The sequence below is a fragment of the Candidatus Palauibacter irciniicola genome (genome assembly GCF_965208695.1).
GTDB lineage: Bacteria > Gemmatimonadota > Gemmatimonadetes > Palauibacterales > Palauibacteraceae > Palauibacter > Palauibacter irciniicola.
This window is the reverse complement of record NZ_OZ242352.1, coordinates 2,675,271-2,700,117: the sequence shown is the minus strand read 5'-3', so window position 1 is coordinate 2,700,117 and position 24,847 is coordinate 2,675,271. Positions and strand designations below refer to the sequence as shown.

Here is a 24,847-nt window from a genome sequence, read left to right as displayed (position 1 = left end):
GCATCGCGACCCTCAGTCCCGGGAGCGCTCCGCCTGAACCGCGGCGATCACGCCCCACACCGCCGCTCCCACCGCGAGGCCGGTCCCGATCCAGCGGCCGACCTCCGCCCAGCGGCCGGGCCGTCCGGTCCGCCAGGGTCGGGTGATCTCGCTCCGCCAGTACTCCACCTCGTCGGCGACGATCTCGCGGGCCACCTCCGCCACCGGTCCGGCCAGCCGCCGGGCGTCCACGACGCTAGTCCCCGGGCGGCCGGGAGCCGACGAAGTCCTCGCCGCCGTCCACCCGGATCGTGTTTCCCGTCATCCACCCCGTTTCCGGCGCGGCGAGCGCGACCATGCACCGCGCCACGTCTTCCGGGGTTCCGAGTCGCCCGTGGGGGTTCTGGGCCGCGGCCTCGGCGATCATGTGTTCCGCGCCGGGGATCTTGCGGAGGGCGGGCGTATCGGTCACGCCGGCGCGGATCGAGTTCACGGTGATGCCCCTCGTCGCGAGTTCGAGCGCGAGTTGACGGCAGTGCGATTCGAGCGCGGCCTTGGCCGCCGAGACGGCGCCGTAGGAAGGGATCACGCGGTCGCCCCCGGAGGAGGTCATGGCGAAGATCCGCCCGCCCTCGCCCATCAGGCCGCGTTCGAGCAGCCCCTGGGTCCAGTAGACCAGCGTATGGGCCATGACGTCCAGCGTCATGTTCATCTGCTCCGGACTCATCCCGGCCGCGTCGTCCGGCACGAAGGGGAGCAGGGTTCCGAAGGCCAGAGAGTGCATCAGCACGCGAACCGAACCCGGCCCGGCGCCTTCCGCGATTTCGTCCAGCACCCTGTCGCGCTTCTTCGCGGAGGCCGCGTTCACGTTGAAGAACAGCGCGCGCCGTCCGCGCGACTCGATCCGCGCCCGAATCTCTCCGACGTGCGCGAGCCCCGCTCTCCGGTCCAGGTGTATCCCGTAGATGTCGTAGCCGGCTTCCGCGAAGGCGAGCGCCGCCGCTTCGCCAAAGCCGCTCGAGGCTCCAAGAATCAACGCGCCGGGCGCAGAATCCGTCACTCGTATCCCTCCGTTGCGGTCCGTTACAGGGCCATCCTCCCGGTCTCGGTCGCCCCCGGGAGGTGGAGCGCACAGCATAGCCGCCCGCCCCCCGGGTCGCACGGTCCGGCACCCTCCGAATGTGGGGGGGAAAACCCGGCGTCGGCGCCGCTCGAACGCCGGCGCGGCGGGGCTCGCCAGGGCTGCCGGACCCCCAACGGCGACGCATCCGGCGAGCGGGCCGCGGATCGGCGGCAATCCATATTTTTTGAAAAAAATCATGCGCGATCCGGTTCCTTCGAGCTGTCGCCACAGCCCGTTCATCACCGCATGTAACATGCATGAACGCCGCACGCGAGTGCCGCCGCCACGCCGCGGATTAGCGGCACAATCCACACGTGATCGGGAGTTTTGGACGATCATTCAACAGTCACGTAATACGCTACAACACAAATTGTTACGACCTCACTACCCAATCCGCCGATCCCCGGGCGAACGGGTCGTCCGCTTGCAGGGGCGGGAACGTCGATCCTATCCTCAAAGCGCGACGGGAAATGCACGGCCCCTGATTGCCGCGGACCTCCGGCGTCCGTTCGGATACAGAGAGCGAAACCCTCGAATTTTCTTGCGAGTGTGCCCCTGACTATGATGGCATCATCCGACTGTAGCCTCGTCAACGTCGTCGTGGATCTCCCCAAGGAACTTGCCGCTGATGTGGAGGCCGTGCGCCAGCGAGATCCCGAGTTCCTCGAGCGTGCCATTCAGTACGTGCTGGCCCGCCGAATCATCTTCGAAGAACTCAAGACCCCCGCCTCGAGACACCGCTGAACGAAACGGCCGGCGAGCTCGCGTCGGCGCGGATTCCGCCGCGGACCCGCGATCCCGGCCGAGGCTTGCCAACCGTTGACGCCCGTCCCACCCGGGGCTACATCGCGCAGGGAGTGGTGAGCGGGGAGGTGAGGGGTTGGCCAGCGATTGCGAGCCGAGTATAGCCGTGTCCTCCGATACGGAGCGTCCAGCGCCCGGTCGGGATGCCGAGAGGGGATCGGAGTCCGACGAAGGCGTCCTGCGGGCCAAATACGCCGACTACTGCTCGGCTCAACTCACCGAAGTATTCCTCTCCCTGTCCGAAGAACGCATCTACGAGATCGTGGAAGAGGAAGCCCGCGCGCAGGCGTTCGGCCAGGAGCGCCTGGGGTTCCAGACGATGGTCCGACTCGCGACCAAGCGACTCCGGGAGAGCGTGCCGTTGCCCGATTTCGAGACGTGGCGCCGCGACTACGAAGCTGCCCCCGAGGAGTATGAAGCGTACCTGATGGGCCTGTGGCGGCAGCGTTCGGAGGAGGAGGAGGCCCCGGAGACCGATTGAATCGCGGTCGAATCGGAGGACGGATGCCTGAAGATCAGTACGACGCAGCCGACAGCGCCGAGGAAGGACGCCCCCAACTGCGGATGTGGGACGAAGCGGGCCAGGAGACGGCCATCGGCAGCCTCGACGACGGGGAACGGCGGTGGAAGATCCTCGTCATCGCCGAACCGGTCGCCGAAGACCTCGTCCGGGGCTGGCTCTCCTTCCGGCTCGACGACGAGAAGTACGACACGGCTCCGGTGATCATGGAAGAAACGGTGGCGCGCGTCGTCGAGCGGGCCGCCGAACTCCCCGAGCCCATGTTGCAACAGCTCTTCAGTTCGGCCCGGCGGTGACGTCGGCGGGGTCACCCGCTGACACAGGCGCAGGTCGGCCGGGCTGGCTCTGGCTGCTCGTGGCCGTCGAGGCGGCGGCGCTCTGGGGCATGGCCTGGGGTGGGTCCGGGACTCCCTGGCCGGCGATTCCGCTGTGGGTCGCGGCGTTCGCGGCCTATCTCTGCGCGGCCCGCTACGCCGCCGCGCCGCGCCGGGCGGGTTCGATCCGCCGGCACGTCTGGACCGCCGGGATCGCCCTTCGAGCGGGCGTCTTTCCCTCGGCGCCCGCCCTGTCCGAGGACGTCTACCGGTACATGTGGGACGGCTGGGTTCAGTCCAACGGAGTGAATCCCTACGCGCATCCCCCCTCGGCAGCAGCGCTCGAGGAGCTGCGCACCGCGTGGTGGCCGCTCATCAATCACGCGGACGTGTCCACGATCTACCCGCCGGCGGCTCAGATCGTATTCGCGCTCCTGGCCTCCGCCGGCCCCGCGTGGTGGATCTTCAAGCTGGGGTGGCTCGCGGCCGATCTGCTGGTCGCGCGACTCATCGACCGGCTTTCGTCCGGCCGGAGCGTGCTCCCGCTCCTGCTCTATCTCTGGTCTCCGCTCGTCGTCGTCGAAGTGGCCTGGAGCGGGCATCTGGATCCGCTCGGGGTCGCGCCCATGCTGGGCGCCGTCGCGCTGGCCGGCAGCGCGGCGGTTCCGGCGTGGCGGTCCGGCGCCCTCCTGGGGCTCGGCGCCGCGGTGAAGTTCGCCCCGCTCGCCGCGCTCCCCGCTCTCTTCCGACTGCGCGGCCCCGGGGCGCTCGCCGCCGCCGCCCTCGTGCCCCTCCTTCTCTATGTGCCCTATGTCGGCGCGGGGCCGGCCCTCTTCGACGGTCTGCGGACGTACGCGGACATCTGGGCGTTCAACGGCGGCCTCTACCGGGTGCTCGAACGGCTGCCGGGGCACCCCGACCTCGCGAAGTGGATCGGCGCGTCGATCGTCGGCGCCATCGCGCTGCGCGCCGCGCTCCGCCGCTGGCCGCTGGAGCGCGCCCTCCTGTGGACGATCGGCGCCGCCCTCCTCCTCTCTCCGACCCTCCACCCGTGGTATCTGCTCTGGGTGCTTCCCTTCGCCTGCCTCTCGGCGAGCCGGGGATGGCTTCTGTTCAGCGGAACCGTGTTTCTCGCCTACGCCGGGAGGGGTGCCTACCTCGCCACCGGGGCGTGGCCGGAGCCCGCCTGGCTGACGTGGCTGATCCACGGGCCGCCGCTGGCCCTCCTAGCCTGGGATGGCTGGCGCGGGCGGGGTTCTCAGGGACTCGCGCGTCGTGAGGGCGTAACCCGCGGCGAAGAGGGCGGTGAAGGGCAGGACGGCGGGTGACCCGACGAGTGCCGTGTTCACGACGGCGCCGGCGAGCGCCGCGGCGAGCGCCAGGCGCAGGAGCGCGGGCCCACTCGAGAGCCGGACCCGGTACGCCACGACGGGCTGGAAGCCGCGTTTCGGCGTGCGGACGAAGGGGGTTCGCGTCCCGCGGCAGGCCCGCGCGACCGCGAAGGTGAGAGGCACGCCGAGCCCCAGCCCCAGGAGCAGGGCTTCGACGATGCGGCGCCCGAGGCGTCCGCGCCGGCGGATCCACCCGGCGGACCCGTAGAAGAGCACGAACGGGACGGTGGCGAGGAGCACGGCGGCGACATGAACGGCGGCCGGGAGGCCGAAGCCGGTCGCCGTCGCCCACCCGGCCCCCGCGAGCGCCGCCGCCATCGTGAGCGTCAGCGGATGGACGACGTGTCCCACGAGATGGGCCGTCGCCTCGAACTTGATCGCCGCCGGCACGGGGGCGCGCCAGATCCGCGGCAGCAGCTTCCGTGCGCTCTGGATGCCGCCCTGCGTCCACCGGCTCTGCTGGATCTCCACCGCGCGCAGACTCGCCGGCAGCTCGGCGGGGACCCGGACGTCGTCCCGGTACACGAAACGCCAGCCCGCGAGCTGGGCGCGGTAGCTGAGGTCGACGTCCTCGGTCAGCGTGTCGCTCTGCCAACCCCCCGCCGACTGCACGCACGCCTTGCGCCACATTCCGCCGGAGCCGTTGAAGTTGAAGAAGAGGCCGGCGCGGTATCGCGCTTCGTGCTCGATGGCGAAGTGCGCGTCGAGGAAGAGCGCCTGGGCTCGCGTCAGCCAGCTCGCGTCGGGCGAGAGGTGATCCCAGGCCGCCTGCACCGCCCCCACGCCGGGGTCCGCGAACGGCGGGAGCAACTCCCGAACCAACTCCGGGGGCGGAACGAAATCCGCGTCCAGCACCAGCAGGAAGTCGCCGCGGGCGAGGGATACGCCGTGGGCGAGCGCGCCGGCCTTGAACCCTTCGCGGGATCCCCGCCGCACATGCCGGATGTCGATCCCGCGGGCCCGCCATTCGCGCACCCGCCGCGCCGCGATCGCCACCGTCTCGTCGTCGGAGTCGTCGAGCAACTGGATTTCGAGGCGGTCCGCCGGGTAGCGGAGGCGGCAGGCGGCGTCGATGAGCCGTTCGACGACGTTGGCTTCGTTGAAGACGGGCAGTTGTACGGTGACGACCGGGAGCGGGCCGTCCCAGGCGTGCGCTTCCACGCGTGCGGGCCGGCGCAGTCGCAGCCAGAGCAGGCGCAGCCGGTGCGCCCCGAAGGGGGCGAGCAGCGCGAGGAGCGCCAGGTACGCCAGTGGTGCGACCTCGCTCATGGCCGCGTCCCGGTCTCCTCCGTCCCGATTCGATCCGCCCCGATTACATCCGCGCGGAAGTCGAGCCGGTCGAGCGCGATCACGCCGTCGCTCATCACGAACAGCACATCCTGATACTGGCCGATGTCATCGAGCGGGTTGCGGTCGAGGACGAGAAGATCCGCCTCGAACCCCGCCGCGACCCGTCCCGTCCGGTCCGCGATGCCGAGCAACTCCGCCGCCACCGTGGTCGCGGCCCGGATCGCATCGAGTTCGCTCATCCCGATGCCCACGAACTCCATCAGTTCGTGGCTCATGCGGAGGACGCTCCCGGACCCGTAGCCGGTGTCCGTGGCGGCGACGAGCGGGACTCCGAGCGCGTGGGCCGCCGCCGCCGTCTCCCGGACGCGGGGGAGCATGTGCCGGCCGCGCACCTGGAGCACCGGATCGTCGTAGTCGCCGCCCGGGACCGTGAGATCGGACACGACGGCGATCGTCGGCACCAGGTAGGTGCCCCGCTCCCGCATGAGGCGGAGCGTTTCGTCGCGGAGATACGTTCCGTGCTCGATGCTTCGCACGCCGGCCGCGACGGCCGCCCGGCCACCGCGGTCTCCGTGCGCGTGCGCGGCCACGGGGACGCCGCCGCGCGAGGCCTCCGCCACCAGCGCCGACAGTTCGGCCTCCGTGAAGAACGGCTTGCGGGGGTCGGTCTCCGGCAGGCCGGCGCGTTCGGTCGCGTTGACCTTGATGAAATCCACGTCGCGATCGAGCATCGCGCGCGCCACCCGCCCCATCGCCTCGGAGCCGCGCACGTCGCGCCCGAGGAGATCGCCGAGTCCCGGCTCATCGAGGAAGAGTCCCTCGGCCGGGCGGGGCCGCACATGGTAGCCCGCGGCGAGGATCTCCGGGCCGTCGAAGCCCCCGCTCCGGAACAGTTCCCGCAGGCCGACGTCGGCGAAGAACCCCGCCCCCATGCTGCGCGCCGTCGTGACTCCGGAGAGCAGGGCCCGGCGAGCCGCCTCGAGCGTCCCGATGTGGACATGGGCGTCGATCAGGCCCGGAACGAGGAAGCGGCCGCCGAGGTCGATCGTGCGCGCCGCGGCGGGCGCCTCGCCCCCCTCCGTCACGGACACGATGACGCCTTCCCGCACGACGACCGTCGCGTTCGAGAGGACGCCGCCAGTCCCCGGATCGATCACCGAGGCGCCGGTGAAGGCGACCGCCACGCTCTGGCCGGCCGCGGGCGTCGCGGAGGCCAGGCAGGCGAGCAGGACGCCCACATTGCGGGCGACTCGGAAGCGTCGGGACGCGGTGGCGGCTGCAGCGATGGCGGACATTGGGCACCTCCGGGATCTTGACCGTAAGCCACCAAGATGACTCCGGCCGCGGGTCGTGAACAGGAGCGCGCCGCCATCGATTCGGCTACGTTGCCCCCGATGCAGCTTACGACGCCACCACTGCCACGCGGGGCCGCCCAGGGCCGGGAGCCGCTTCCGTTCCCGCTGCGCGTCGCCGCCATCGACGTGGGGTCGAACGCGTTCCGCTTCGTCGCGGCCGAGTTCAGCGACCCGGACCGTTACGTGGAACTGGCGTCGGAGCGGGTCCCGGTCCGGCTGGGACGTTCGGCCTTCCTCACCGGGGAACTGTCGCCTTCCGCCATCGACCGGACCGTAGAGGGGTTCCGGCGCTTCCGGGAGGAAATCGACCGCCTGGGCGTCGAGCATGTGCGCGCCGTGGCCACGAGCGCGGTTCGGGAGAGCCGCAACGGCGCGGATCTCGTCCGCCGCGTCGAAGCGGAGGCGGGAATCCGGCTCGATCTCATCTCCGGCACGGATGAGGCGCGGCTCGTGTGGACGTCCGTGAAGCAGCGGTTCGATCTCGGCGACGCCAAGTGGATGCTCGTGGATCTCGGCGGCGGGAGCGTCGAGGTGTCGCTGGCGGATCGGTCCGGGATCATGTGGAGCCAGTCGCACCGCATGGGATCGGTCCGGTTGCTCGAGGAACTCACGGGGGCGGACGATGCGCCCGCGCACTTCGCGAATCTGCTCGCGGAATACGCCGCCACGCTCCGCATTCCGCACGCGAGCAAGCACTGGACGCCGGTGCAGCTCATCGCCACCGGCGGCAATATCGAGGAACTCGCGCGCCTCGCGGGTCACGGCGCCGCCGACGGCACCCGCCGCATCACGCGGGCCGAACTCGCCATGGCGATCGAGGAGTTCTCCCGCCTCTCCTACAGCCAGCGCATCGGCCGGCTGGGTCTGCGCGAAGACCGGGCGGACGTGATTCTCCCCGCCGCGATCGTGTACGACCGCGTCGCCGAACTCGCGGGAGCCGACGAGATCCTCGTCCCCGGAGTCGGCGTGAAGGAGGGCGTGCTCTTCGACCTCGTCGACGAGTTGACGAGCGGCGCCGGTTTCGGGCGGCTGGAGCGGATCGTCCACGAAGGAGCGCTCACGCTCGGGCGCCGATACCTCTTCGACGAGGATCACGGGCGGCACGTCGCGTCGCTGTCCCTCTCCCTGTTCGACCAGCTCACCGAGGTCCACGGCCTCGAACCGCGCGACCGGCGGATTCTGCTGGCGGGGGCGATCCTGCACGACATCGGGCAGCACATCTCCTATGCGAAACACCACAAGCACTCCCTCTACCTGATCCTTCACAGCGAGATCCCGGGCATCGCGCCGAACGAGCTCCCGCTCGTCGCCCTGGTCGCGCGCTACCACCGGCGAGCCGAACCGCGCCGCAGCCACTACCTGTACCGCGACCTGGGTCCTCCCGACCGCGAACGGGTGGAGAGGCTCGCCGCCCTCCTGCGCATCGCGGACTCGCTGGACCGCGAGCACCTGCAGCGCGTGCAGAGCATCGAGGCGCGCGTGCACGAGCACAGGCTCGAACTCCGTCTCGAGCGGAGGGGAAGCCTGCTCCTCGAGCAGTGGGCGCTACGCAAGAAGGGGAAGCTCTTCGCCCGCATCTTCGGCCTCGAACCGTACGTCACCTTCGACCTGGCCTCCGACTGACTCGACCTGGCCTCCCACCGGACCGATCCGACCTGGCCTCCCACCGACTGAGGCGCCCGAAACGAGCGGGACCGGGGGTGCGGGGCTTATAATACAGGCCCTGTGTTCGCAAACGGCCCGCGAGGTGGCCGGAAGAAAGTGGCGGGGAGCCGCATGTCAACCGAGTCGAACGAGACTTCGAACGAGACGTCGCGTCGGTCGTGGGTCCACCACGGCAGCCGCCGTCCCGCCGGGATTTCCCCGACGGCGTCGTCCCGCTCCGCCGCCGTGAACCCCCCTCCGACGCCGGACGCCGCGACCCGCGAGACCCCGACCCGCGAGACCCCGACGCCCGAGGCCGCGCCGCCCGTCGAGATCTCGCCGGCCCCGGAGAACGGCGCCGATCCCACGCCGCGTCCGTCCGGCCCGCGGGTCGGCCACCGCGTGGGGGGCGTCCCGGTGCTCCCGCGCGCCGTAGCCCCGAACCCTGTTCCCGACGGCGCGAAGCCGAGCCACCCGTCGCTCTATTTCAACGCGGAACTCAGTTGGCTGGACTTCAACTGGCGTGTGCTCTACCAGGCCATGGACGAGCGGACGCCGCTGCTGGAGCGCCTCCGCTTCCTCGCGATCACGGAGAACAACCTCGACGAATTCGTGATGAAGCAGGTCGGCGGCCTCAAGCGCGTGCTCGGCGCGGGCGTGGTGAAACCGTCGCCGGACGGCCTGGGGCCCGCCGAACAGCTGGACCTCGTGCGCGAGGGCGTCCGCACCATGCGGACGCGGCTGGCCGAGGTCTGGGAGGGCGACCTCCGGCCGCGCCTCGCGGCGGAACTCGACATCGCCGTGCGCGACTTCGAGGACCTGAACGACGAGGAACGCGAGCACGTGCGCCGCGTGTTCGCGGATCGGATCTATCCGGTCCTCACGCCGCTGGCCGTGGACCCGGGGCACCCGTTCCCCTTCCTGTCCAACATGAGCCTCTCGCTCGCCCTCATGCTCGAGCACCCGGAACGCCGGACCCGCCACTTCGCCCGGGTGAAGATCCCCACGGCGCTGCGCTGGGTCGAACTCCCGGAGAGCGGGCACGTGGTCCCCGTCGAGCAGGTCGTGCGGCACTTCGCGGACGAACTCTTCCGGGGGATGAAGATCGAGAGCGCTTCGCTCTTCCGCGTCACCCGGAACGCGGACGTGGCCCGGGACGAAGAGGTGGCGGACGACCTCCTGCAGATGATCTCCGAGGAGATCCGCGAGCGGCGCTTCGCGCGCGTGGTTCGCCTGGAGGTGGAGCCGGGCATGCCCGACGACGTGCGACAGTTCCTGGTTCGCCAGCTCGAACTGGACGAGGAAGACCTGTACGAGATCCCGGGCCTGCTCGAGATGTCGGGTTTCTGGCAGATCGCGGCCGAGGGCCCCTGGGAGCACCGGCACGAACCCTGGGAGCCGATGATCCCGCCCCGCCTGATCCGCGAAGGCGAGACGGAGGACCGTCCCGACATCTTCACGGTGATTCGTGCCGGGGATCTCATGGTGCACCATCCGTACGAGTCCTTCACCGCGACGGTGCAGCGGTTCATCGAGGAGGCCGCCGCGGACCCCGCGGTCGTGGCCATCAAGCAGACGCTCTACCGGACGGCGGAGCACTCCCGGATCATCGCCGCGCTGGTGCGGGCGGCCGAGGCGGGCAAGGCGGTCGCCGTGCTCGTGGAGGTCACGGCCCGCTTCGACGAGGCCGACAACATGGAGTGGGCGTCCGTGCTGGAGGAGGCCGGCGTCAACGTGACGTACGGGCTCGTCGGGCTGAAGACGCACGCGAAGGTTGCCCTCGTGGTCCGCGAGGAAGGGGACGAGATCCGCACCTACTGCCACATCGGCACCGGCAACTACAACTCCGAGACCGCGCAGATCTACGCGGACCTCGGGATCCTCACGTCGCGCCCGGAAATCGGCCGCGACGCGGTGAACCTGTTCCATTACCTGACCGGATACGCCCCCGACCAGCAGTACGAGGAACTCATCGTGGCTCCCCGCGATCTGCGACAGGCCCTCACCGCCCGGATCGAGCGCGAGATCTCGCACGTCGAGGCCGGCCGGAAGGGCCGCATGATCATGAAGATGAACGGTCTCGACGACCCGAAGATGATCCGCGCCCTCTACGCCGCGTCCGCCGCCGGCGTGAAGGTCGACCTCATCATCCGCGGCCAGTGCCGGCTCCGCCCCGGGATCCCCGGCTTCAGCGAGAACATCCGGGTGCGCAGCATCGTCGGACGGTTCCTGGAGCACGACCGGATCTTCTGGTGGGAGAACGACGGGAGCCCCGAGGTGTGGATCGGGAGCGCGGACTGGCGCCGCCGAAACCTCGACAACCGCGTCGAGGTGCTGCTGCCCGTCCGCGACAAGCGGATCCGGAAGCGCCTGCGCAAGACCCTGCGCTTCGCCCTCCGCGACAATCAGCGCGCCTGGGAACTGCGGCCGACGGGAGAGTACGTGCTGTGCGAGCCCGCGCCGGACGCGCGTCCCATCGACTACCAGAGCCGGATGCTGAAAGCGGTCCGGAAGCGCCGCCGCAAGGTGGACGATCACTGGAGCGCCTCGCACTGACCCAGGCCGGGCGACGCACGGGCGACCGCTGCGCCAAGCGCAGCCACGGCGCTAGGCGGGGTCCGGTGAGCTCTCCTGGTGCCGGATCGTGATTCCCTGGACCATGTAGACGACATCCTCCCCGATGTTCGTCGCCAGGTCCCCGATCCTCTCGAGGTTTCGCCCGATGAGGATGACCTGCAGGCACGCCGACAGGTTGTAGTCCGGCATATGGGTGATCATCACCCGGCTCAGCGAATCCTGGAGCTGGTCCAGCCGGTCGTCCCGCGCGATCACGGACCGGGCGTCCTCCGCGTTCCGATGCGCGAACGCGTCGAGCGCGTCCCGCAGCATCGCCCTCGCCATGCGGCTCATCTCGTCCAGTTCGGGCGGGATCGGCACCTTCTTCTCGGCTCGCGCCAGCCGCTCGGCCGCTTCGGCGATGTTCACCGCGTGGTCGCCGATCCGCTCGAGGTCGTTGTTGATCTTGAGGACCGTGACGAGTACCCGGAGGTCGCTCGCGACCGGATGGTGGAGCGCGAGGATCTCCACCGTGGATTCCTCGACCTCCACCTCGGCCCGGTCGATCGCGTCGTCCGCTTCCCGGATCGGCTCCGCATCCACGGCCGGCTGGCCCACGAGCGCCATGGCCCGCTGAACGAGTTGCTCGATGTCATGCGCCATCCGGTGGAGCGTGCGCGTGACATCGTCGAGCCGGTCGTCGAACTGCCTGAAGGACACTGCGCTAGCCCATCCGACCCGTGATGTAGTCTTCGGTTCGTCGGTCCTCCGGGTTGGTGAACAAGCGCTGCGTCTCCTTGTACTCGACGAGTTCGCCCATGTAGAGGAAGGCGGTGTCGTCGCTGATGCGGGCGGCCTGCCGCATGTTATTCGTCACGATGACGATGGTGTAGTCCCCGCGCAGACTCCCGATGAGGTCTTCGATGCGGCCCGTCGCGATCGGATCGAGCGCGCTCGCCGGTTCGTCCATGAGGAGCACCTCCGGCTCGACCGCCAGCGCCCGGGCGATGCAGAGCCGCTGCTGCTGTCCGTTCGAGAGGCCGAGGGCGTCCGCGTCGAGCCGGTGGCTCACCTCGTCCCACAGCGACGCCGCCCGCAGCGAAACCTCCACGCGATCGCGGATGTCGTCCTTGAAGCCGTTGATCCGCAGCCCGAACGCGATGTTCTCGAAGATCGATTTCGGAAAGGGGTTCGGCCTCTGGAACACCATCCCGATCGAGCGCCGCACATCCGCCGGATCGACCGCCGGCCCGTACAGATCCCGGCCCCGAAACAGCACCTGCCCGGTGAGGCGGGCCTCCGGCACGAGGTCGTTCAGTCGGTTGAAGCAGCGCAGGAGTGTGCTCTTCCCGCAGCCTGACGGTCCGATGAAGGCCACCACCCGCCGCTCCGGTATCCGGAGCGAGATGTCTTCGATCACGCGCGTCTCGCCATAGCGGACGCCGAGTCCGATGGTCTCGAGGACCGCATCCGACGGCACGATCACCTCTCGTATCGGTTTCGAATCAGGACCGCGGCGGCGTTCATCAGCAACAGTGCCCCCAGGAGTACAACTATGGCTCCTGCCGCCAGCGCGCGGAACTCCCCTTGCGGTTCCGTCGTCCAGTTGAAGATCTGGACCGGGAGGGCCGTGAACGGGTCCGTGGCCGAGACGGGATCGAACGCGGTGAACGTGAAGGCCCCGATGACGAGAAGCGGGGCCGTCTCTCCCCCCGCGCGGGAAAGGCTGAGAATCGTCCCCGAGAGGATTCGGGGCATGGCCGCCGGAAGCACGTGATGCCGGATCGCCTGCCAGCGCGTGGCGCCGAGCGCGTACGCGGCCGCCCGCAGCGAGCCGGGCACCGCGCGGATCGCCTCGCGGGCCGCGATGATGACGAGCGGGAGCACGAGCAGAGACAGCGTCGCCGCCCCGGTGAGGAGGCTCCGTTCCAGCGCGAGAAAGCGGACAAACACCGCCAGGCCCAGGAGGCCGTACACGATGGACGGCACGCCGGCCAGATTCGCGATGTTCGTCTGCAGCAGCCTCGTGAGGCGGTTCCGGGGCGCGTATTCCTCGAGGTAGAGTGCGGCACCCACCCCGAGCGGAAAGGACATCGCCGCCACCAGCGCCAGCATCCACGCGCTGCTCAGGATGGCGGATCGGATCCCCGCGCGTTCGGGAAAGCGCGACGGATCGTTCGCAAGGAAGTCGGGCGAGAGCGCCGGAATCCCGACCGTGAGGGTGCTCACGAGGAGGACCAGGAGCGACGCGATGCCGAACGCCACCGCGAAGCGGCACAGCCACTTGAACCGGATGCCCGCGCGGCGCCGGGCCTCGACGCGCGGTTCGAAACGGCCGCCTCGAAGCTGTCCGGACGGGGAGCTCACGTGGGACTCTCGCGGAATCGGGTCGCCATGCGCCGACTCACGAGGTTGAGGGCCAGCGTGATGAAGAACAGGACCAGGCCGACGGCGAAGAGGGCGCGGTACTCGATGGTCCCGGAGGGTGCGTCGCCCAGGCTCGCCTGTACGATATACGCCGTCATCGTCTGAACGCTTTCGAGCACGTCCAGCGTCATCCGCGGCGTCGCGCCGGCGGCCAGCGTCACGACCATCGTCTCGGCGACCGCGCGCGAGACGGCCAGGATGAAGCTGGCCGCGATCCCGGGGAGGCCGGCCGGCACAACGACACGCGTCGACACCTCGAGCCGGGTGGCGCCGAGGCCGTACGCGGCCTCCCGCAGCGAACGGGGCACTGCGCTCAGGGCATCCCCGGACAGGGATGAGACCATGGGGAGGATCATGATGCCGACGACGACGGCGGCGCTCGCGGCACTGAAGACTCCGGCGCCCGGGAAGACGGCCCGCAGAATCGGGGTCACGAAGACGACGGCGAAATAGCCGTAGACGACGGTCGGAATGCCCGCGAGGATCTCGAGCGCGGGTTTGACGATCCGCTTCGTCCGTCTCGACGCGTACTCGCTGAGGTAGATCGCCGTCGCCAGGCCCGCCGGGAGCGCGACGAGCGCCGCCCCCCCCGCGACGAGGAGCGTGCCGTTCAGGAGCGGGAGAATCCCGAAAGACCGCGGAGCCGGATCCGGAGACCAGCGCGTGCCGGCGAGGAACTCGAGGGGGGACACCTCGGTGAAGAAGCCGAGCGACTGGGTGAGCAGTACCACGACGATCCCGACGGTCGTCAGGATCGAGACCGCGCCACAGCCGAAGAGCAGCGCCCCGATCAGGCGCTCGCCCCACCGGCTGCGGCCGGCTCGAAGCCGCCCATGAGGCCGCAGCCGTCCGTCAGGCCGGGACATCGACGCTCTCTCGGTCCGGTCTCCGGGCGGCGTCCGGGAGCGTGAACCACACGGTCGTCCCCCGACCCAGCGCGCTTTCGATCCCGATCTCGCCGCCGTGCGCCTCGACGAAGTGCTTCACGATCGCGAGCCCGAGTCCGGTCCCTCCCCGCGCGCGCGAACGGGCCGGGTCAACCCGGTAGAAGCGCTCGAACACGCGCTCGACGTGCACGGAGGCGATCCCCGGCCCGCGGTCGGAGACTTCCACGCGCTGGAACCGTCCATCCGACGCGACCCGCACGCTGATGGCCGGATCCTCGTCGCTGTAGCGCGCCGCGTTGTCGAGCAGGTTCCGCATGACCTGACGTACCGCATCCGGGTCCGCCCAGGCGAACTCCCCGGTCCCCGACACGCGCAGCTCGAGGTCGTCCGCCCGCACTTTCGGCGAGAGCGTCTCCCAGGCCTCCCGGGCAATCGCCCCGACCGAGACCGTCTCCGGCTCGGGGCTCCAGCTGCCCGATTCGAGGAGAGACAGGTCGAGCAGGTCATCGACCAGATAGCGCATGCGCGTCGCATTGAAGAGGATGCGCCGGGCAAACCCACCTGCCTGATCCGCGTCGATGCCTCCTTCGACGAGTGCCTCGGCGAAACCGACCACGCTCGTGAGCGGCGTCTTGAGTTCGTGCGACACGTTGGCCACGAAATCCCGGCGGACCCCCTCGAGTCGCCGCAGGACGGTGAGGTCGTGGAGTACGATGATGGCGCCCGACCGGTGTGGCCGGGTCGACATCAGCACGGTGTGTTCGCCGAGCTCCACCTCCGCCGTCGTGGATTCTCCCCCCTGCGCGGCGCTCACGGCCTCGGCGATGCCGGGAGAACGGAAGAGCGTGCCGACTCGAGCCCCGGGGGCGACATCGCGCCCGGCCCAGCGCTCGAAGGCGGGGTTGCAGAGACTCACGAGTCCTTCCCGGTCGATGAAGGCGAGGCCATCGTCCAGCCGGTCGAACAGCACCCGCAGGTCGCCGGACTCGCGTTCGGAGACCTTCACGCGGTCGCGAATGCGGTCGACGGCTTCCCGCGCCTCTCCGAGTTCCCGGTCGGTCTTGCGGGCCAGCCGTCGGGCAACCGGCCACAGCACGAGCAGGATGCCCCCGAGGACGGCGAACTCGACCCCCACGCCCGTCCCGTCGATCCGGAGGAGGGATCGGGCGGCGGAGTACGCCACGACGAGCACCGCGGCGGCGGCCAGAAAGAAGCGGTTCGCCAGTCTCACGGAGCGGGTCCTCTCGAGCGCGCTACTTGTCGAGCGCGCGGAATCGGTAGCCGATCCCCCGAACCGTTTCGAGGAGGGAGGCGGCATTGCCAAGCTTGGTTCTCAGCCGGGCGACGTGCATGTCGACCGTGCGCGTCTCGATCGCCGCGTTCGTGTCCCAGACGGCCTGAAGCAACTGGCGGCGGGTCTGCACGCGCCCCCGTCTCTCCAGCATCACTTCCAGCAGGCGATACTCGAGCCGCGTCAAATCGACCTCCACGCCCTCCGAGAAGACCCGGTGCGCCTCCCGGTCGAGTACGACCGGTCCCACCGTTACCCTCCGCGACGTGGAGACGGGTTCGGCCTTCGACCGCCGCAGGAGCGCCTCGACCCGAAGCGTGAGTTCGCGGGCACTGAACGGCTTCGTGATGTAGTCGTCCGCGCCGACCTCGAATCCCCTGACCCGCTCGTCCTCCTCCCGCCTCGCCGTCAGGAGGATCACGGGCATCGAACTCGTGCTCTCGGCGCCCCGCAGCCGCTGCAGCACCTCGTATCCGTCCATGCCGGGCAGCATGAGATCGAGGATGATGAGGTCCGGCTGCTCGGCCTCCGCCGAGGTCAGCGCTCCCTGCCCGTTCACGGCAGTCGTGACGCGGTATCCTTCGCGGCTCAGGTGATAGACGAGCACGCTGAGGATGTCCGGTTCGTCGTCCACCACCAGGATCTGTGCGTCCGGCATCACTCCATCCGCGTCCAACGGGTTCAGGGCGGGCGGTATCGTAACACGCGACAGAGCGCGTTTCGACCCGTGACGAACTCGTGACAGTTCCCTGTCTGGAGACGTTACCCGGCCCGCCTATCCTCCCCCCATGACAAGTCCGTCAGTAGTCCACCGGTCTCAGGTACCATTCCCCGATCGCGGTCGGCGAGAGCATCGCGACCGTCGGCAGGTGGCGCTTCCAGTGGGTGCTTTCGAGTCGCTCGGCGACGAGTTCGACCTTCTTCCTCTCGAACCCCGCCTCGACGAGATCATCCGGCCCGCGTCCGGAAATCAGGTGATGGAGGATGAGGTCGGCTTCGGGGTAGGCGACTCCCAGGTCGTCCTCATCCGTCTGTCCCTGGATCAGATCCGCCGTCGCCGGCTTGTCGACGACCTCGGCGGGCACGCCGACGGCCCGCGCGAGCGCCCACACCTGGCTCTTGAACAGGTCTCCGAGCGGGTTCACCGGCGGGGAGTCGTCCGCGTGCCAGGTATAGTAGCCGAGGAGACGCTCGGACTTGTTTCCGGTACCGACGGGGAGGGCGGAGAGCTTGAAGGCCTGGTCGAAGAGGACAATCATGCGCTGGCGCGCGGCCACATTGCCCCTCCGGTGTCCGCCCGCCTCGGGCTCGAACTCGTCGAGATAGCCGTCCACGGCCCGCGTGACATCGATCGTGCGCGTCGGAATCCCGAATTCCCCCGCCACGAGGAGGGCGTGCTCGCGGCTCCGGGGGCTCGAGGTCCGGTAGGGCAACAGGAGGGCGAGCACGGCTTCGGAACCGAGCGCTTCCGCGCACAGCGCCGCCGTGAGGGCGGAATCCACGCCTCCCGACAACCCGACCACCACGCGGCGGAAACCGCGCCGACGCTCGATCTCCTCTCGAAGGAACTGGACGAGCCAATCCCGCACGAGGTCCGTATCGATGTCGAGCGGGCCCCGGTCGGCGGGGTGCGGAGCGCGGGCCTCCGCGGTGCCCGGCGGCGGCCAGGCGCCGGTCATTCGCCGTCGGGGGCCGGCCGGCGCACGCCGGATCCCGGACTGTTCACGAGAAGACGGGTCCAGGACCGTTCGAGGTCCGAAAAGAGCGGCTCTTCGGTGCGGGCGCGCGCGGCCTCGTCGAGGTCCACCCGCACGGGCAGCAGCGCTTCCTCCCAGAGCGGCCCCGCGAGGAGCCGGTGTCCGTGCGGATCGTAGGCCGCGGACCCGCCGGCGAATCCCTTGCCGCCCTCGAAGCCGACCAGTTGAGACACGATGACGAACACGCCATGCTCGGCGGCGATCGCACTCGCGAGGGCGTCCCAGCGGACGACGTTGCCGGGCACTCCGGCCCCGGGGGCGGCCCCCCGCGCCGGCGAGGCGCTGAGAATGAGGATGATCGACGCGCCGTCGAGCGCGGCGAGCGTGCCGGACACCGAGTGAAAGCCGTCTTCGCAGATCAGCAGGGCGGTCCGTCCCGGCGGCGCATCGAACGCCCGGATTCCGGCCCCCGCCTCGACGAACCGCTCTTCCTGGAAGACGCCGTAGGTGGCGAGGAACACTTTGCGGTGGACGTGAAGGATCCCGCCGCCGGGCCCCAGCGTCGCGTAGAGGGCCGAGTTGTAGATGCCCGTCGCGTCCCGCTCGTAGAAGCCGATCGCGACATCGAGACCGTCCGCGGCGTCGCCGGCGCGCGCGTTGAGGGCCTCGAACAGTTCCGGGGCCGGGATGGCCTGCTCGCGGACTCCGCCCTCCAGGAAATAGCCGGTGAGCGCGGTCTCCGGAAACACGATCAGGCGGGGCCGCGGCTCCGACCGGACCGCGCGCCGGATGATCCCCGCGCAGCCGTCCAGCGTCGCGTCGAGGTCGCCCTTGGAGGGCCGGAACTGGGCGATCGCGATATCGAGCGGCATGCGCGTGAACGTCCCCGAAGCGCGCGCCGCTGTCAACGGGCCCGGCCGTCGTCGTTCGGTGCGCGTGTTGCACGCGGCGCCTGCGCCACGTTATCCGTCCGCGATGCCGGAGACTCCGACCCCGATCGCGGCGGCGTACGCTCTGCTGCTCCTGATCGGCATGCCCCTCCTCGCCGCCCTCGATGCCCGTCGCGGGGCGGATCTCGCCGCAGCGGCGAAACACCGCCGGCTGCTGTACGTGTCGGTGGGGGCATCGCTCGTCGTCCTCGGCCTGGTCACGCTCGGCGTCGCGGCGTGGCAGAACGTCCCCGCGGTCGCGCTCGGCTGGAGGGTCGACGCGCCGCCGGCCGCGCTGCTCCAGGGCCTGGGCGTGGCCGCCGTCGGGCTCCTGGCAGCCTGGCTGATCACCGCGGCCGCGCGGATCGCCGGGCTCCGGGAGACCGGGGCCGTCCTGCTGCTGATGCCGCGAAACGCCTCGGAGAAACGCTGGTTTCTCGCGCTCTCCGGGATCGCGGCGGTCTGCGAGGAGTATGCCTATCGTGGATTCGGCCTGTGGGCCGTCTCGGCATGGACCGGCAACCCCTGGCTCGGCGTGGCGCTGGTCTCCGTGTCCTTCGGACTCGCTCACGGATACCAGAAGCTGGTCGGCGTGGTCCGGGCGACGGCGCTCGGCGTCGTGCTCGCGGTGACCGTCATCTGGACGGACAGTCTGTTCCCGTCCATCGTCGGGCACTTCTGGATCAACGCGGCGATCGGCCTCGGAGGTTGGCGCTACCTCCACGCGAACTTCGATGTCGACGAACCCGATGAACCCGAAACATGATGAGGAGCGATACCTGATGAGGAGTGATACATGATCGCCAGAATGTGCGCGCGAACGGTTGTCGTGCTTGGCCTGGCCATGCCGGCTGGAATGGCGGCGCAGGAGGCCTCCCCGATCGAGGTCGGGGGGCTGCTGCGCGCCGGAGCCCGGGCGCATTCGGATTCCACCCTCGGCGGGCAGGGATTCCGGCTCTTCGAATCCCGCCTCAAGGTGGAGGGCGCCGTCGGACTCGTCTTCGACTACAAGTTCGTTGTCCGCTACGACGCGTCGCGGGACGCGTACCGGATCCACGACGCGGTGGTCACGATGCCGGTGATTCCGGAATTCGAACTCAGCTTCGGCATGTTCAAGCCCTACTTCGGCTACGAAGCCACCGTGTCGCGGAGCGACATCACGTTCGTCGAGCGCTCGCAGGCCGCGACCGCCCTCAGGCCGGACCGGCAGATCGGCGTGCAGGCGGGCGGGCAGGCGCTCGATGGCCGGTTCACCTACGGGGCCGGCCTCTACAACGGCAACGGCCGGTCCATCGCGAATGACGGCGACGACTACATGTTCGCCGGCCGCGTGCAGTACAACTCGATCGGCACGATCGCCTTCTACGACGACCTCGTCGTGCAGGCGGGAGCTTCCCTCGCTTATTCGGAGGACACATCCGCCCCGCTCGGCAAGGGCATCATCACCGGAGACCGGTCGGCGGCGCCCGGCATCACGTCCGATTTCGCGGGCAGCCGCCTGTACTGGGGTGCGGACGTTCAGGTCTCCTACCACAGCCTGACGCTGACGGGCGAGTACCTGCGGGCGGACTTCGATCTCGATGCTCCGCTCAGCGGGAGCGGGTCGGCCGAGACGGAGGCGTCCGGCGGCTGGGTGCAGTTCGGCTATCGGCCCTGGGGGCTGCTCGAGGGCGTCGTGCGGTACGACGGATTCCGGCCGGCCCTGGGCGCCGACCGGAAGTTCATGGTGTTCGGACTGAACCTGTATCCGGACGGCTACGCGAGGTTCGGGCTGCAGTACGCCACCGCGCTCGACGACTCGCCCCACGCGCCGACGCTGTCCGATGGCCAGTTCCAGTTCCTCGCCCAGGTCGATTTCTGAGCCGGAGCGGGTAGGCGGGGGCCGGGGCGGCGTGTACGCGGGAATGACGGTGGGCGTGGTCGTGCCGGCGAGGGACGAGGAGCGGAATATCGGCGATGTCGTCGCCGACCTGCTCGCGCTGCGCGATGACCGCGGCCGTGGCGTGGTCGACGAGTTCGTCGTCTGCGACAACGGGTCGAGGGACGCCACCGCGACCCGCGCGCGCGAGGCGGGGGCGCGGATCGTCCGGGAGGATACGCCGGGCTACGGGCTGGCCTGCCTGACGGCCCTCGCGCACCTGCGTCCCGTCGACATCGTGCTGTTCACGGACGGCGACCGGTCGTTCGAGGCCGTGCAGGGGCTCCGGCTGCTCGACGCCGTCGCCGCCGGGGCGGACCTGGCCATCGGATCGCGCGCGCTGGGCCGGAGGGAGCCGGGCGCCCTGTCGGCCCCGCAGATCGCGGGCAACCGGGTCGCCGGTCTGCTGATACGCCTGCTGTGGGGGGCGAAGGTGACCGATCTCGGTCCCTACCGTGCCATACGGGCCGAGGCGCTGCGCCGCATCGACATGCGGGACCGCACGTACGGCTGGACCGTGGAGATGCAGGTCAAGGCCATCCAGCACGATCTGCGGGTCGTCGAAGTGCCCGTGGACACCTTGCGGCGCCGTTTCGGCCGGTCGAAGGTGGGAGGCACGGTTCGGGGAGTGGTCGGCGCCAGCGCCGGCATCCTCTCGATGATCGCTCGGCTCCGCTGGCGGCAGTGGCGCGCCGCGCGCTCCACCGGGTCGCAGGAGGCAGGAAGATGAAAGGAAGTTCGGCGCGGGTCGCCCGGTGGGGGCTGCTCGGTCTCCTGGCGCTCGGCGGGATTTCGTGCGCCGGGCCGTCCACCGACGTCGCCTGGGACGCGCACGACCCGGCGAATGCCGCGCGGCTCGACCACGGCGAATGGCAGGCGCTGCTCGACGCCTACCTGATCACCGACGACCCGTCCGGCGTCACCCTCGTCGACTACGCGAAGCTGCGGGCGAACGCCGCCGACCGGGCGCGCCTGGCCGGCTACATCGACTACCTGCAGGGACTGGATCCGCGAGAGTACGCGAAGGACGTGCAGATGGCGTACTGGATCAACCTCTACAACGCCGTGACGCTGCGGGTCGTCGTGGACGAGTATCCCGTCGAGTCGATCAAGGACATCCACGAAGGCCTGATTCCCGCCACGGGCCCATGGCGCGACATCCACGCGAACGTGGCCGGACACCCGCTGACGCTGGACAACATCGAGCACGACATCCTGCGCCCCATCTGGCGGGACGCCCGGATCCACTACGGCGTGAACTGCGCCAGCATCGGCTGTCCGAATCTGGCCCCGGAGCCCTATACCGCCGAAAACCTGGAACGGCTCCTGGATCAGGCGGCGCGCGACTACGTGAATCATCCGCGAGGCGTGACGCTCCGCGACGAAACGTCGGGTATCGTCTCCAGCATCTACTTCTGGTATCAGGAGGACTTCGGAGATTCCGAGGCGGGCGTGCTCGAACACCTTCGGAAGTACGCCGAGGGCGACCTGGCGGAGCAGCTTCGGGATTTTGACGGGTCCCTCGACCACGACTACGACTGGAGCCTGAACGCGCCGGACGTCCCGTAACATGACAAACGCCGCGGGGGTCCGGTCGGGACCCGCCGCGGCGTTTCATACCCCCTAGGGGAATCGAACCCCTGTCTCCTGGCTGAGAACCAGGTATCCTGGGCCACTAGACGAAGGGGGCGGAGTTGGGAAGCGATATTCTAGTCGGGCTGGAAGGCGTGTCAAGATTATGAGCTGGGAACACCTGCACATCGTCTCGCACTCGTTCCCGATCGTCCTCGCCGCGAGTGGGAGCGCCGTGGGCCTGTACGGGTGGGCGCGCGGCCGCGAGCCGCTCGAGCTGTGGGGGCTCGTGGCCCTCGTCATCGCCGGCGCCTTCGTGGCCCCCGCCTACCTGACCGGCCTCGCCGCCGCCGACGTCGTCGCGGACCGCACCTTCGTGCGGCCCGGCATCGTCCAGACCCACCGTTTCTGGGCCACGTGGGCGGCCGTCCCCGCCTTCACCGCCGGCGCGCTCGCCGCCTTCGCGCTGCACGAGCGCGACGACCGTCGGCTGCGGCGGTTCGTCCTCCTGCTGGGCCTGTTCGCGACCTTCATGATCGGAATCGCCGCCTGGCAGGGCTCCAAGATCGTCCACGGCCCCAACGAAACCGCCGCGGCCGCCCAATCGGGCGGTTAGTGGGTGGCGGACTCCAGGAGCACGACGAGACCGTAGAAGATGAAGGCCGCGGCGAGCATGGCGGTGGTCTGAAGGATGCGTTCCCGGAGGGACATCCGGGCGAGCTGTCCGAGCAGCAGGGCGACGACCACCGTGCTGAGCAGCAGGATCCCGAGAATCGTACTCATCTTCGCAAGCCATCCTTGTGCGGCGGTTCGGCGACGGACATCGGGTCGCCCGCATCGGAGGGCGACGCGCCACAAGGTCGGCCCGAACCCGCGTTTCGGCAACGTCCCCGCCAGCGGGTTCGTCCCCGCGCGCGCGTTCCCGCGGGAACGTCAGATGCGGAGGCCGACTTCGGGGGCGGGTGACGGCGCGAGGCTCGGGAACGCGGCGGGGAAGGCGCGCACCACGGCTTCGCCGGCCTCTTCGAGGGTGAGAGAGGCGCCTTCGGACGCGAGGCTCGTCATGCGGACGCCGTGGATGCCGCACGCCACGATTCCGCGGAAGTTCATGAGAGGCTCGGGCGTCACGTTGAGCGCGAACCCGTGCCAGGTGATCCAGCGGCTCGCGTGCACGCCGATCGATGCGACCTTGCGGATCGCGCCGGCCCCGATGAGGGCGTCCGCGCGTCCGGCGGCGACCGTTCCGAACCCATCGTCGTCGACCGTCTCGAGGCTCCCCGCGGGTGGTGAACCCGTCCACACTCCGGTGTACGACTCGACCCGGAACGCCGGGAGGCCGCGCTCCGCGAGGACGCGCAACAGCACTTCCTCGATGCGGCGCAGATACCAGTGGAGGTCCTGCCGGTGCGCGCGGAGGTCCAGGATCGGGTAGCCCACGAGCTGGCCGGGGCCGTGATAGGTGAGGTCGCCGCCGCGCTCGATCTCGACCACGTCCAGCCCCGACTCGGCGAGCCATGCCTCGTCGGGGGGCGTGATGTCCTGCCTCGATCCCCGCCCCACCGTGATCACCGGCAGGTGTTCGACGAGGAGCAGGAGGTCATGGTCCGGCGGAGAACTCCGGCGCCAGCGGGCGATGGAGCGCTGAAGCTCGAGTACCTCCCGGTACTCGCGGCGGCCGAGGTCGACCACCCGAAGCTGCCGCTCCCCGTTCACATGTGGATCGAGCGCCCGAGCGCGGCGAACGCGGCCTCCATCACGGCCTCCGCCATACTGGGGTGTGCGTGCGCGTGACCCACGATCTCGTCCAGCGTGGCTTCCAGTTCGCGCGCCATGCCGACCTCCGCCACGAGTTCGCTCACGTTGTGTCCGATCATGTGGACGCCCAGCACTTCGCCGTACTTGGCGTCCGCCACGATCTTCACGAAACCGTCCGCGGATTCGGCGGTCAGCGCGCGCCCGTGCGCCCCGAGCGGGTACTTGCCGGTGACGACCTCGTGGCCCGCCTCCTCGGCCTGCGCCGCCGACATGCCGATCGAGGCGACCTCGGGGTGGCAATACCCGACGGAGGGGATGTTCCCGTACGTCATCGGGTGCTTGGCCACGCCGGCGATATGCTCGGCGGCGACGATGCCCTCGTGCGACCCGACGTGCGCCAGCATCGGCTGCCCGGCCACGTCCCCGATCGCGTAGACGCCGGGCTGGTTCGTTCGGCACCACTCGTCGATCCGGATGAAGCCGTCCTCGACCGCGACCCCGTTCTTCTCGAGGTCGAGGTTCTCGGTCACGGGCCGCCGTCCGACGGCCATGAGCACGAGATCGGTCTCCTCGGCCGTCTCGCTGCCGTCCGGGTTCACGACCGTGAGGACCATCGGGCTCGCGTCGCGGTCCAGGTGTTTGACGCGGGTGTTCGTGAGATTGCGGATGCCCCGCTTCCTGAACGAGCGTTCGAGCGCGTTTCCGATCTCCGGGTCCTCGAAGGGCACGAGCGTGTCGAGCGCCTCGATCAGCGTGACCTCCACGCCGAAGGCGTTGAAGACGTCGGCGAACTCGACGCCCACGAATCCGGCCCCGACGATCGCCATCTTCGCCGGGAGTTCCTGGAGGCCCAGCGCCTCGCGGCTGCCGATCACCTTCTCGCCGTCGAGTTCGAAGCCGGGGAAGGTCTGCATCACCGAGCCCGTCGCGAACACGACGTTGCGGGTCGCGATCTCCCGGGTCTCGCCGTCCTCCGACTCGACCGCGACGCGGCCCGCCCCGGCCAGCCGGCCGCGGCCCTGCACGATGTCGACCCTGTTCTTTCCGAGCAGGTATTTCACGCCGGCCGTGAGCTTGCGGGTGATGATGCGGCTCCGCTTCACGGCCGCGGGGAAGTCGTACTCGACCTCGACGGGCTTCACGCCCATGCGGGCGCCGTGGTGCTGCAGGTTGTGCGCGAGCGCGGCGCTCTCGAGCAGCGCCTTGGCGGGGATGCAGCCCCAGTTGAGGCAGGTGCCGCCGAGGCCACCCTCGTACGACCCGCTCTCGACGCAGGCGGTCCGGAGTCCGAGTTGCGCGGCCCGGATCGCACATACGTAGCCGGCCGGTCCGGCCCCGACTACGACGACGTCGTATGTCTCCGACATCTATCCCTTCACTCTCTGGTTCTCTGGT

At 69.8% G+C, this 24,847-nt stretch carries 26 protein-coding genes and 1 tRNA gene; 11 read left to right on the top strand and 16 right to left on the bottom strand.

Annotation, left to right across the window (positions count from 1 at the left end):
* Nucleotides 1-12: 12 nt before the first annotated feature.
* Both ACOGI9_RS11720 and ACOGI9_RS11715 read right to left on the bottom strand, forming a co-directional pair.
* Entirely contained in the window at nt 13-231 is a 219-nt protein-coding gene (locus ACOGI9_RS11720) for a hypothetical protein (protein WP_419857301.1), read from the bottom strand.
* Nucleotides 232-235: 4 nt separating this feature from the next.
* Complete coding sequence (locus ACOGI9_RS11715; RefSeq protein ID WP_419857300.1) at nt 236-1,039, bottom strand: SDR family oxidoreductase; 804 nt, start codon at nt 1,037-1,039, stop codon at nt 236-238.
* Nucleotides 1,040-1,702: 663 nt separating this feature from the next.
* Between ACOGI9_RS11715 and ACOGI9_RS11710 the strand changes: the two genes are divergently transcribed.
* The 4 genes from ACOGI9_RS11710 to ACOGI9_RS11695 all read left to right on the top strand — a co-directional run bounded on the left by ACOGI9_RS11710 (nt 1,703) and on the right by ACOGI9_RS11695 (nt 4,068).
* Complete coding sequence (locus ACOGI9_RS11710) at nt 1,703-1,846, top strand: hypothetical protein (RefSeq protein WP_419857299.1); 144 nt, start codon at nt 1,703-1,705, stop codon at nt 1,844-1,846.
* A 166-nt stretch (nt 1,847-2,012) separates the two neighbouring features.
* The gene (locus ACOGI9_RS11705; RefSeq protein WP_419857298.1) at nt 2,013-2,387 is read left to right on the top strand and encodes a hypothetical protein; all 375 of its coding nucleotides are present in this window, start codon (nt 2,013-2,015) and stop codon (nt 2,385-2,387) included.
* A gap of 23 nt (nt 2,388-2,410) precedes the next feature.
* Nucleotides 2,411-2,722 (top strand): hypothetical protein, encoded by a 312-nt coding sequence (locus ACOGI9_RS11700; RefSeq protein ID WP_419857297.1) that lies wholly within the window; start codon nt 2,411-2,413, stop codon nt 2,720-2,722.
* Between the two features lie 59 nt (nt 2,723-2,781).
* Nucleotides 2,782-4,068: a glycosyltransferase 87 family protein gene (locus tag ACOGI9_RS11695; protein ID WP_419857296.1), complete on the top strand. Its 1,287-nt coding sequence runs from the start codon at nt 2,782-2,784 to the stop codon at nt 4,066-4,068.
* Here ACOGI9_RS11695 and ACOGI9_RS11690 read toward each other — a convergent pair.
* Nucleotides 3,967-5,400: a glycosyltransferase gene (locus tag ACOGI9_RS11690; RefSeq protein ID WP_419857295.1), complete on the bottom strand. Its 1,434-nt coding sequence runs from the start codon at nt 5,398-5,400 to the stop codon at nt 3,967-3,969. The genes ACOGI9_RS11695 and ACOGI9_RS11690 overlap by 102 nt on opposite strands.
* Complete coding sequence (locus ACOGI9_RS11685; protein ID WP_419857294.1) at nt 5,397-6,716, bottom strand: amidohydrolase family protein; 1,320 nt, start codon at nt 6,714-6,716, stop codon at nt 5,397-5,399. Before ACOGI9_RS11685 ends, ACOGI9_RS11690 begins: the two co-directional genes overlap by 4 nt.
* Nucleotides 6,717-6,815: 99 nt before the next feature.
* Between ACOGI9_RS11685 and ACOGI9_RS11680 the strand changes: the two genes are divergently transcribed.
* Both ACOGI9_RS11680 and ppk1 read left to right on the top strand, forming a co-directional pair.
* Nucleotides 6,816-8,399, top strand: coding sequence for an HD domain-containing protein (locus tag ACOGI9_RS11680; RefSeq protein WP_419857293.1), 1,584 nt, complete (start codon nt 6,816-6,818; stop codon nt 8,397-8,399).
* Nucleotides 8,400-8,666: 267 nt separating this feature from the next.
* Nucleotides 8,667-10,976, top strand: a complete 2,310-nt coding sequence (ppk1, locus tag ACOGI9_RS11675; protein WP_419857292.1) for a polyphosphate kinase 1 — start codon at nt 8,667-8,669, stop codon at nt 10,974-10,976.
* Between the two features lie 51 nt (nt 10,977-11,027).
* Here the strand turns inward: ppk1 and phoU are convergent, their stop codons facing one another.
* The 8 genes from phoU to ACOGI9_RS11635 all read right to left on the bottom strand — a co-directional run bounded on the left by phoU (nt 11,028) and on the right by ACOGI9_RS11635 (nt 18,186).
* On the bottom strand, nt 11,028-11,696 hold the full coding sequence (gene phoU, locus ACOGI9_RS11670; RefSeq protein ID WP_419857291.1) for a phosphate signaling complex protein PhoU: 669 nt from the start codon (nt 11,694-11,696) through the stop codon (nt 11,028-11,030).
* 4 nt (nt 11,697-11,700) lie between these two features.
* Nucleotides 11,701-12,462, bottom strand: coding sequence for a phosphate ABC transporter ATP-binding protein PstB (gene pstB, locus ACOGI9_RS11665; RefSeq protein ID WP_419857290.1), 762 nt, complete (start codon nt 12,460-12,462; stop codon nt 11,701-11,703).
* Nucleotides 12,459-13,343, bottom strand: coding sequence for a phosphate ABC transporter permease PstA (pstA, locus tag ACOGI9_RS11660; protein ID WP_419857289.1), 885 nt, complete (start codon nt 13,341-13,343; stop codon nt 12,459-12,461). The genes pstB and pstA overlap by 4 nt, the downstream gene beginning before the upstream one ends.
* Entirely contained in the window at nt 13,340-14,269 is a 930-nt protein-coding gene (gene pstC / locus ACOGI9_RS11655) for a phosphate ABC transporter permease subunit PstC (RefSeq protein ID WP_419857288.1), read from the bottom strand. The genes pstA and pstC overlap by 4 nt, the downstream gene beginning before the upstream one ends.
* Nucleotides 14,256-15,521, bottom strand: a complete 1,266-nt coding sequence (locus tag ACOGI9_RS11650) for a sensor histidine kinase (protein ID WP_419857287.1) — start codon at nt 15,519-15,521, stop codon at nt 14,256-14,258. Before ACOGI9_RS11650 ends, pstC begins: the two co-directional genes overlap by 14 nt.
* A gap of 22 nt (nt 15,522-15,543) precedes the next feature.
* Nucleotides 15,544-16,239, bottom strand: a complete 696-nt coding sequence (locus tag ACOGI9_RS11645; protein ID WP_419857286.1) for a response regulator — start codon at nt 16,237-16,239, stop codon at nt 15,544-15,546.
* Between the two features lie 142 nt (nt 16,240-16,381).
* A complete protein-coding gene (locus ACOGI9_RS11640) occupies nt 16,382-17,260 on the bottom strand; it encodes an NAD+ synthase (RefSeq protein WP_419857285.1) in 879 nt (292 codons plus the stop codon).
* Entirely contained in the window at nt 17,257-18,186 is a 930-nt protein-coding gene (locus ACOGI9_RS11635; RefSeq protein ID WP_419857284.1) for a nitrilase-related carbon-nitrogen hydrolase, read from the bottom strand. Before ACOGI9_RS11635 ends, ACOGI9_RS11640 begins: the two co-directional genes overlap by 4 nt.
* A 67-nt stretch (nt 18,187-18,253) precedes the next feature.
* Here ACOGI9_RS11635 and ACOGI9_RS11630 point away from each other — a divergent pair, with 67 nt between their 5' ends.
* Genes ACOGI9_RS11630 through ACOGI9_RS11615 form a run of 4 tightly spaced genes read left to right on the top strand, consistent with a single transcriptional unit; the run spans nt 18,254 to nt 21,694 of the window.
* A complete protein-coding gene (locus tag ACOGI9_RS11630; RefSeq protein WP_419857283.1) occupies nt 18,254-18,973 on the top strand; it encodes a CPBP family intramembrane glutamic endopeptidase in 720 nt (239 codons plus the stop codon).
* Nucleotides 18,974-19,003: 30 nt separating this feature from the next.
* The gene (locus ACOGI9_RS11625) at nt 19,004-20,068 is read left to right on the top strand and encodes a porin (protein WP_419857282.1); all 1,065 of its coding nucleotides are present in this window, start codon (nt 19,004-19,006) and stop codon (nt 20,066-20,068) included.
* 31 nt (nt 20,069-20,099) lie between these two features.
* Entirely contained in the window at nt 20,100-20,855 is a 756-nt protein-coding gene (locus ACOGI9_RS11620) for a glycosyltransferase family 2 protein (protein ID WP_419857281.1), read from the top strand.
* Entirely contained in the window at nt 20,852-21,694 is an 843-nt protein-coding gene (locus tag ACOGI9_RS11615) for a DUF547 domain-containing protein (RefSeq protein ID WP_419857280.1), read from the top strand. The genes ACOGI9_RS11620 and ACOGI9_RS11615 overlap by 4 nt, the downstream gene beginning before the upstream one ends.
* Before the next feature lie 48 nt (nt 21,695-21,742).
* Here the strand turns inward: ACOGI9_RS11615 and ACOGI9_RS11610 are convergent.
* Nucleotides 21,743-21,815, bottom strand: a tRNA-Glu gene (locus ACOGI9_RS11610).
* Nucleotides 21,816-21,863: 48 nt separating this feature from the next.
* Between ACOGI9_RS11610 and ACOGI9_RS11605 the strand changes: the two genes are divergently transcribed.
* Nucleotides 21,864-22,313: a hypothetical protein gene (locus ACOGI9_RS11605; protein WP_419857279.1), complete on the top strand. Its 450-nt coding sequence runs from the start codon at nt 21,864-21,866 to the stop codon at nt 22,311-22,313.
* Here ACOGI9_RS11605 and ACOGI9_RS11600 read toward each other — a convergent pair.
* The 3 genes from ACOGI9_RS11600 to lpdA all read right to left on the bottom strand — a co-directional run bounded on the left by ACOGI9_RS11600 (nt 22,310) and on the right by lpdA (nt 24,819).
* The gene (locus ACOGI9_RS11600) at nt 22,310-22,480 is read right to left on the bottom strand and encodes a hypothetical protein (RefSeq protein WP_419857278.1); all 171 of its coding nucleotides are present in this window, start codon (nt 22,478-22,480) and stop codon (nt 22,310-22,312) included. The two genes, ACOGI9_RS11605 and ACOGI9_RS11600, sit on opposite strands and share 4 nt — an antisense overlap.
* A 150-nt stretch (nt 22,481-22,630) precedes the next feature.
* Nucleotides 22,631-23,410, bottom strand: coding sequence for a lipoyl(octanoyl) transferase LipB (locus ACOGI9_RS11595; protein WP_419857277.1), 780 nt, complete (start codon nt 23,408-23,410; stop codon nt 22,631-22,633).
* Complete coding sequence (gene lpdA, locus ACOGI9_RS11590; protein ID WP_419857276.1) at nt 23,407-24,819, bottom strand: dihydrolipoyl dehydrogenase; 1,413 nt, start codon at nt 24,817-24,819, stop codon at nt 23,407-23,409. The genes ACOGI9_RS11595 and lpdA overlap by 4 nt, the downstream gene beginning before the upstream one ends.
* Nucleotides 24,820-24,847 lie beyond the last annotated feature (28 nt).

Bases quoted from the DNA above. Each gene is read 5' to 3' on its own strand.
- ACOGI9_RS11600 (WP_419857278.1), bottom strand. From the start codon at position 22,480: ATGAGTACGATTCTCGGGATCCTGCTGCTCAGCACGGTGGTCGTCGCC.
- ACOGI9_RS11645 (WP_419857286.1), bottom strand. From the start codon at position 16,239: ATGCCGGACGCACAGATCCTGGTGGTGGACGACGAACCGGACATCCTC.
- ACOGI9_RS11625 (WP_419857282.1), top strand. From the start codon at position 19,004: ATGATCGCCAGAATGTGCGCGCGAACGGTTGTCGTGCTTGGCCTGGCC.
- lpdA (WP_419857276.1), bottom strand. From the start codon at position 24,819: ATGTCGGAGACATACGACGTCGTCGTAGTCGGGGCCGGACCGGCCGGC.
- ACOGI9_RS11605 (WP_419857279.1), top strand. From the start codon at position 21,864: ATGAGCTGGGAACACCTGCACATCGTCTCGCACTCGTTCCCGATCGTC.
- ACOGI9_RS11640 (WP_419857285.1), bottom strand. From the start codon at position 17,260: ATGACCGGCGCCTGGCCGCCGCCGGGCACCGCGGAGGCCCGCGCTCCG.
- ACOGI9_RS11630 (WP_419857283.1), top strand. From the start codon at position 18,254: ATGCCGGAGACTCCGACCCCGATCGCGGCGGCGTACGCTCTGCTGCTC.
- ACOGI9_RS11615 (WP_419857280.1), top strand. From the start codon at position 20,852: ATGAAAGGAAGTTCGGCGCGGGTCGCCCGGTGGGGGCTGCTCGGTCTC.
- ACOGI9_RS11685 (WP_419857294.1), bottom strand. From the start codon at position 6,716: ATGTCCGCCATCGCTGCAGCCGCCACCGCGTCCCGACGCTTCCGAGTC.
- ACOGI9_RS11690 (WP_419857295.1), bottom strand. From the start codon at position 5,400: ATGAGCGAGGTCGCACCACTGGCGTACCTGGCGCTCCTCGCGCTGCTC.
- pstC (WP_419857288.1), bottom strand. From the start codon at position 14,269: ATGTCCCGGCCTGACGGACGGCTGCGGCCTCATGGGCGGCTTCGAGCC.
- ACOGI9_RS11700 (WP_419857297.1), top strand. From the start codon at position 2,411: ATGCCTGAAGATCAGTACGACGCAGCCGACAGCGCCGAGGAAGGACGC.
- ACOGI9_RS11680 (WP_419857293.1), top strand. From the start codon at position 6,816: ATGCAGCTTACGACGCCACCACTGCCACGCGGGGCCGCCCAGGGCCGG.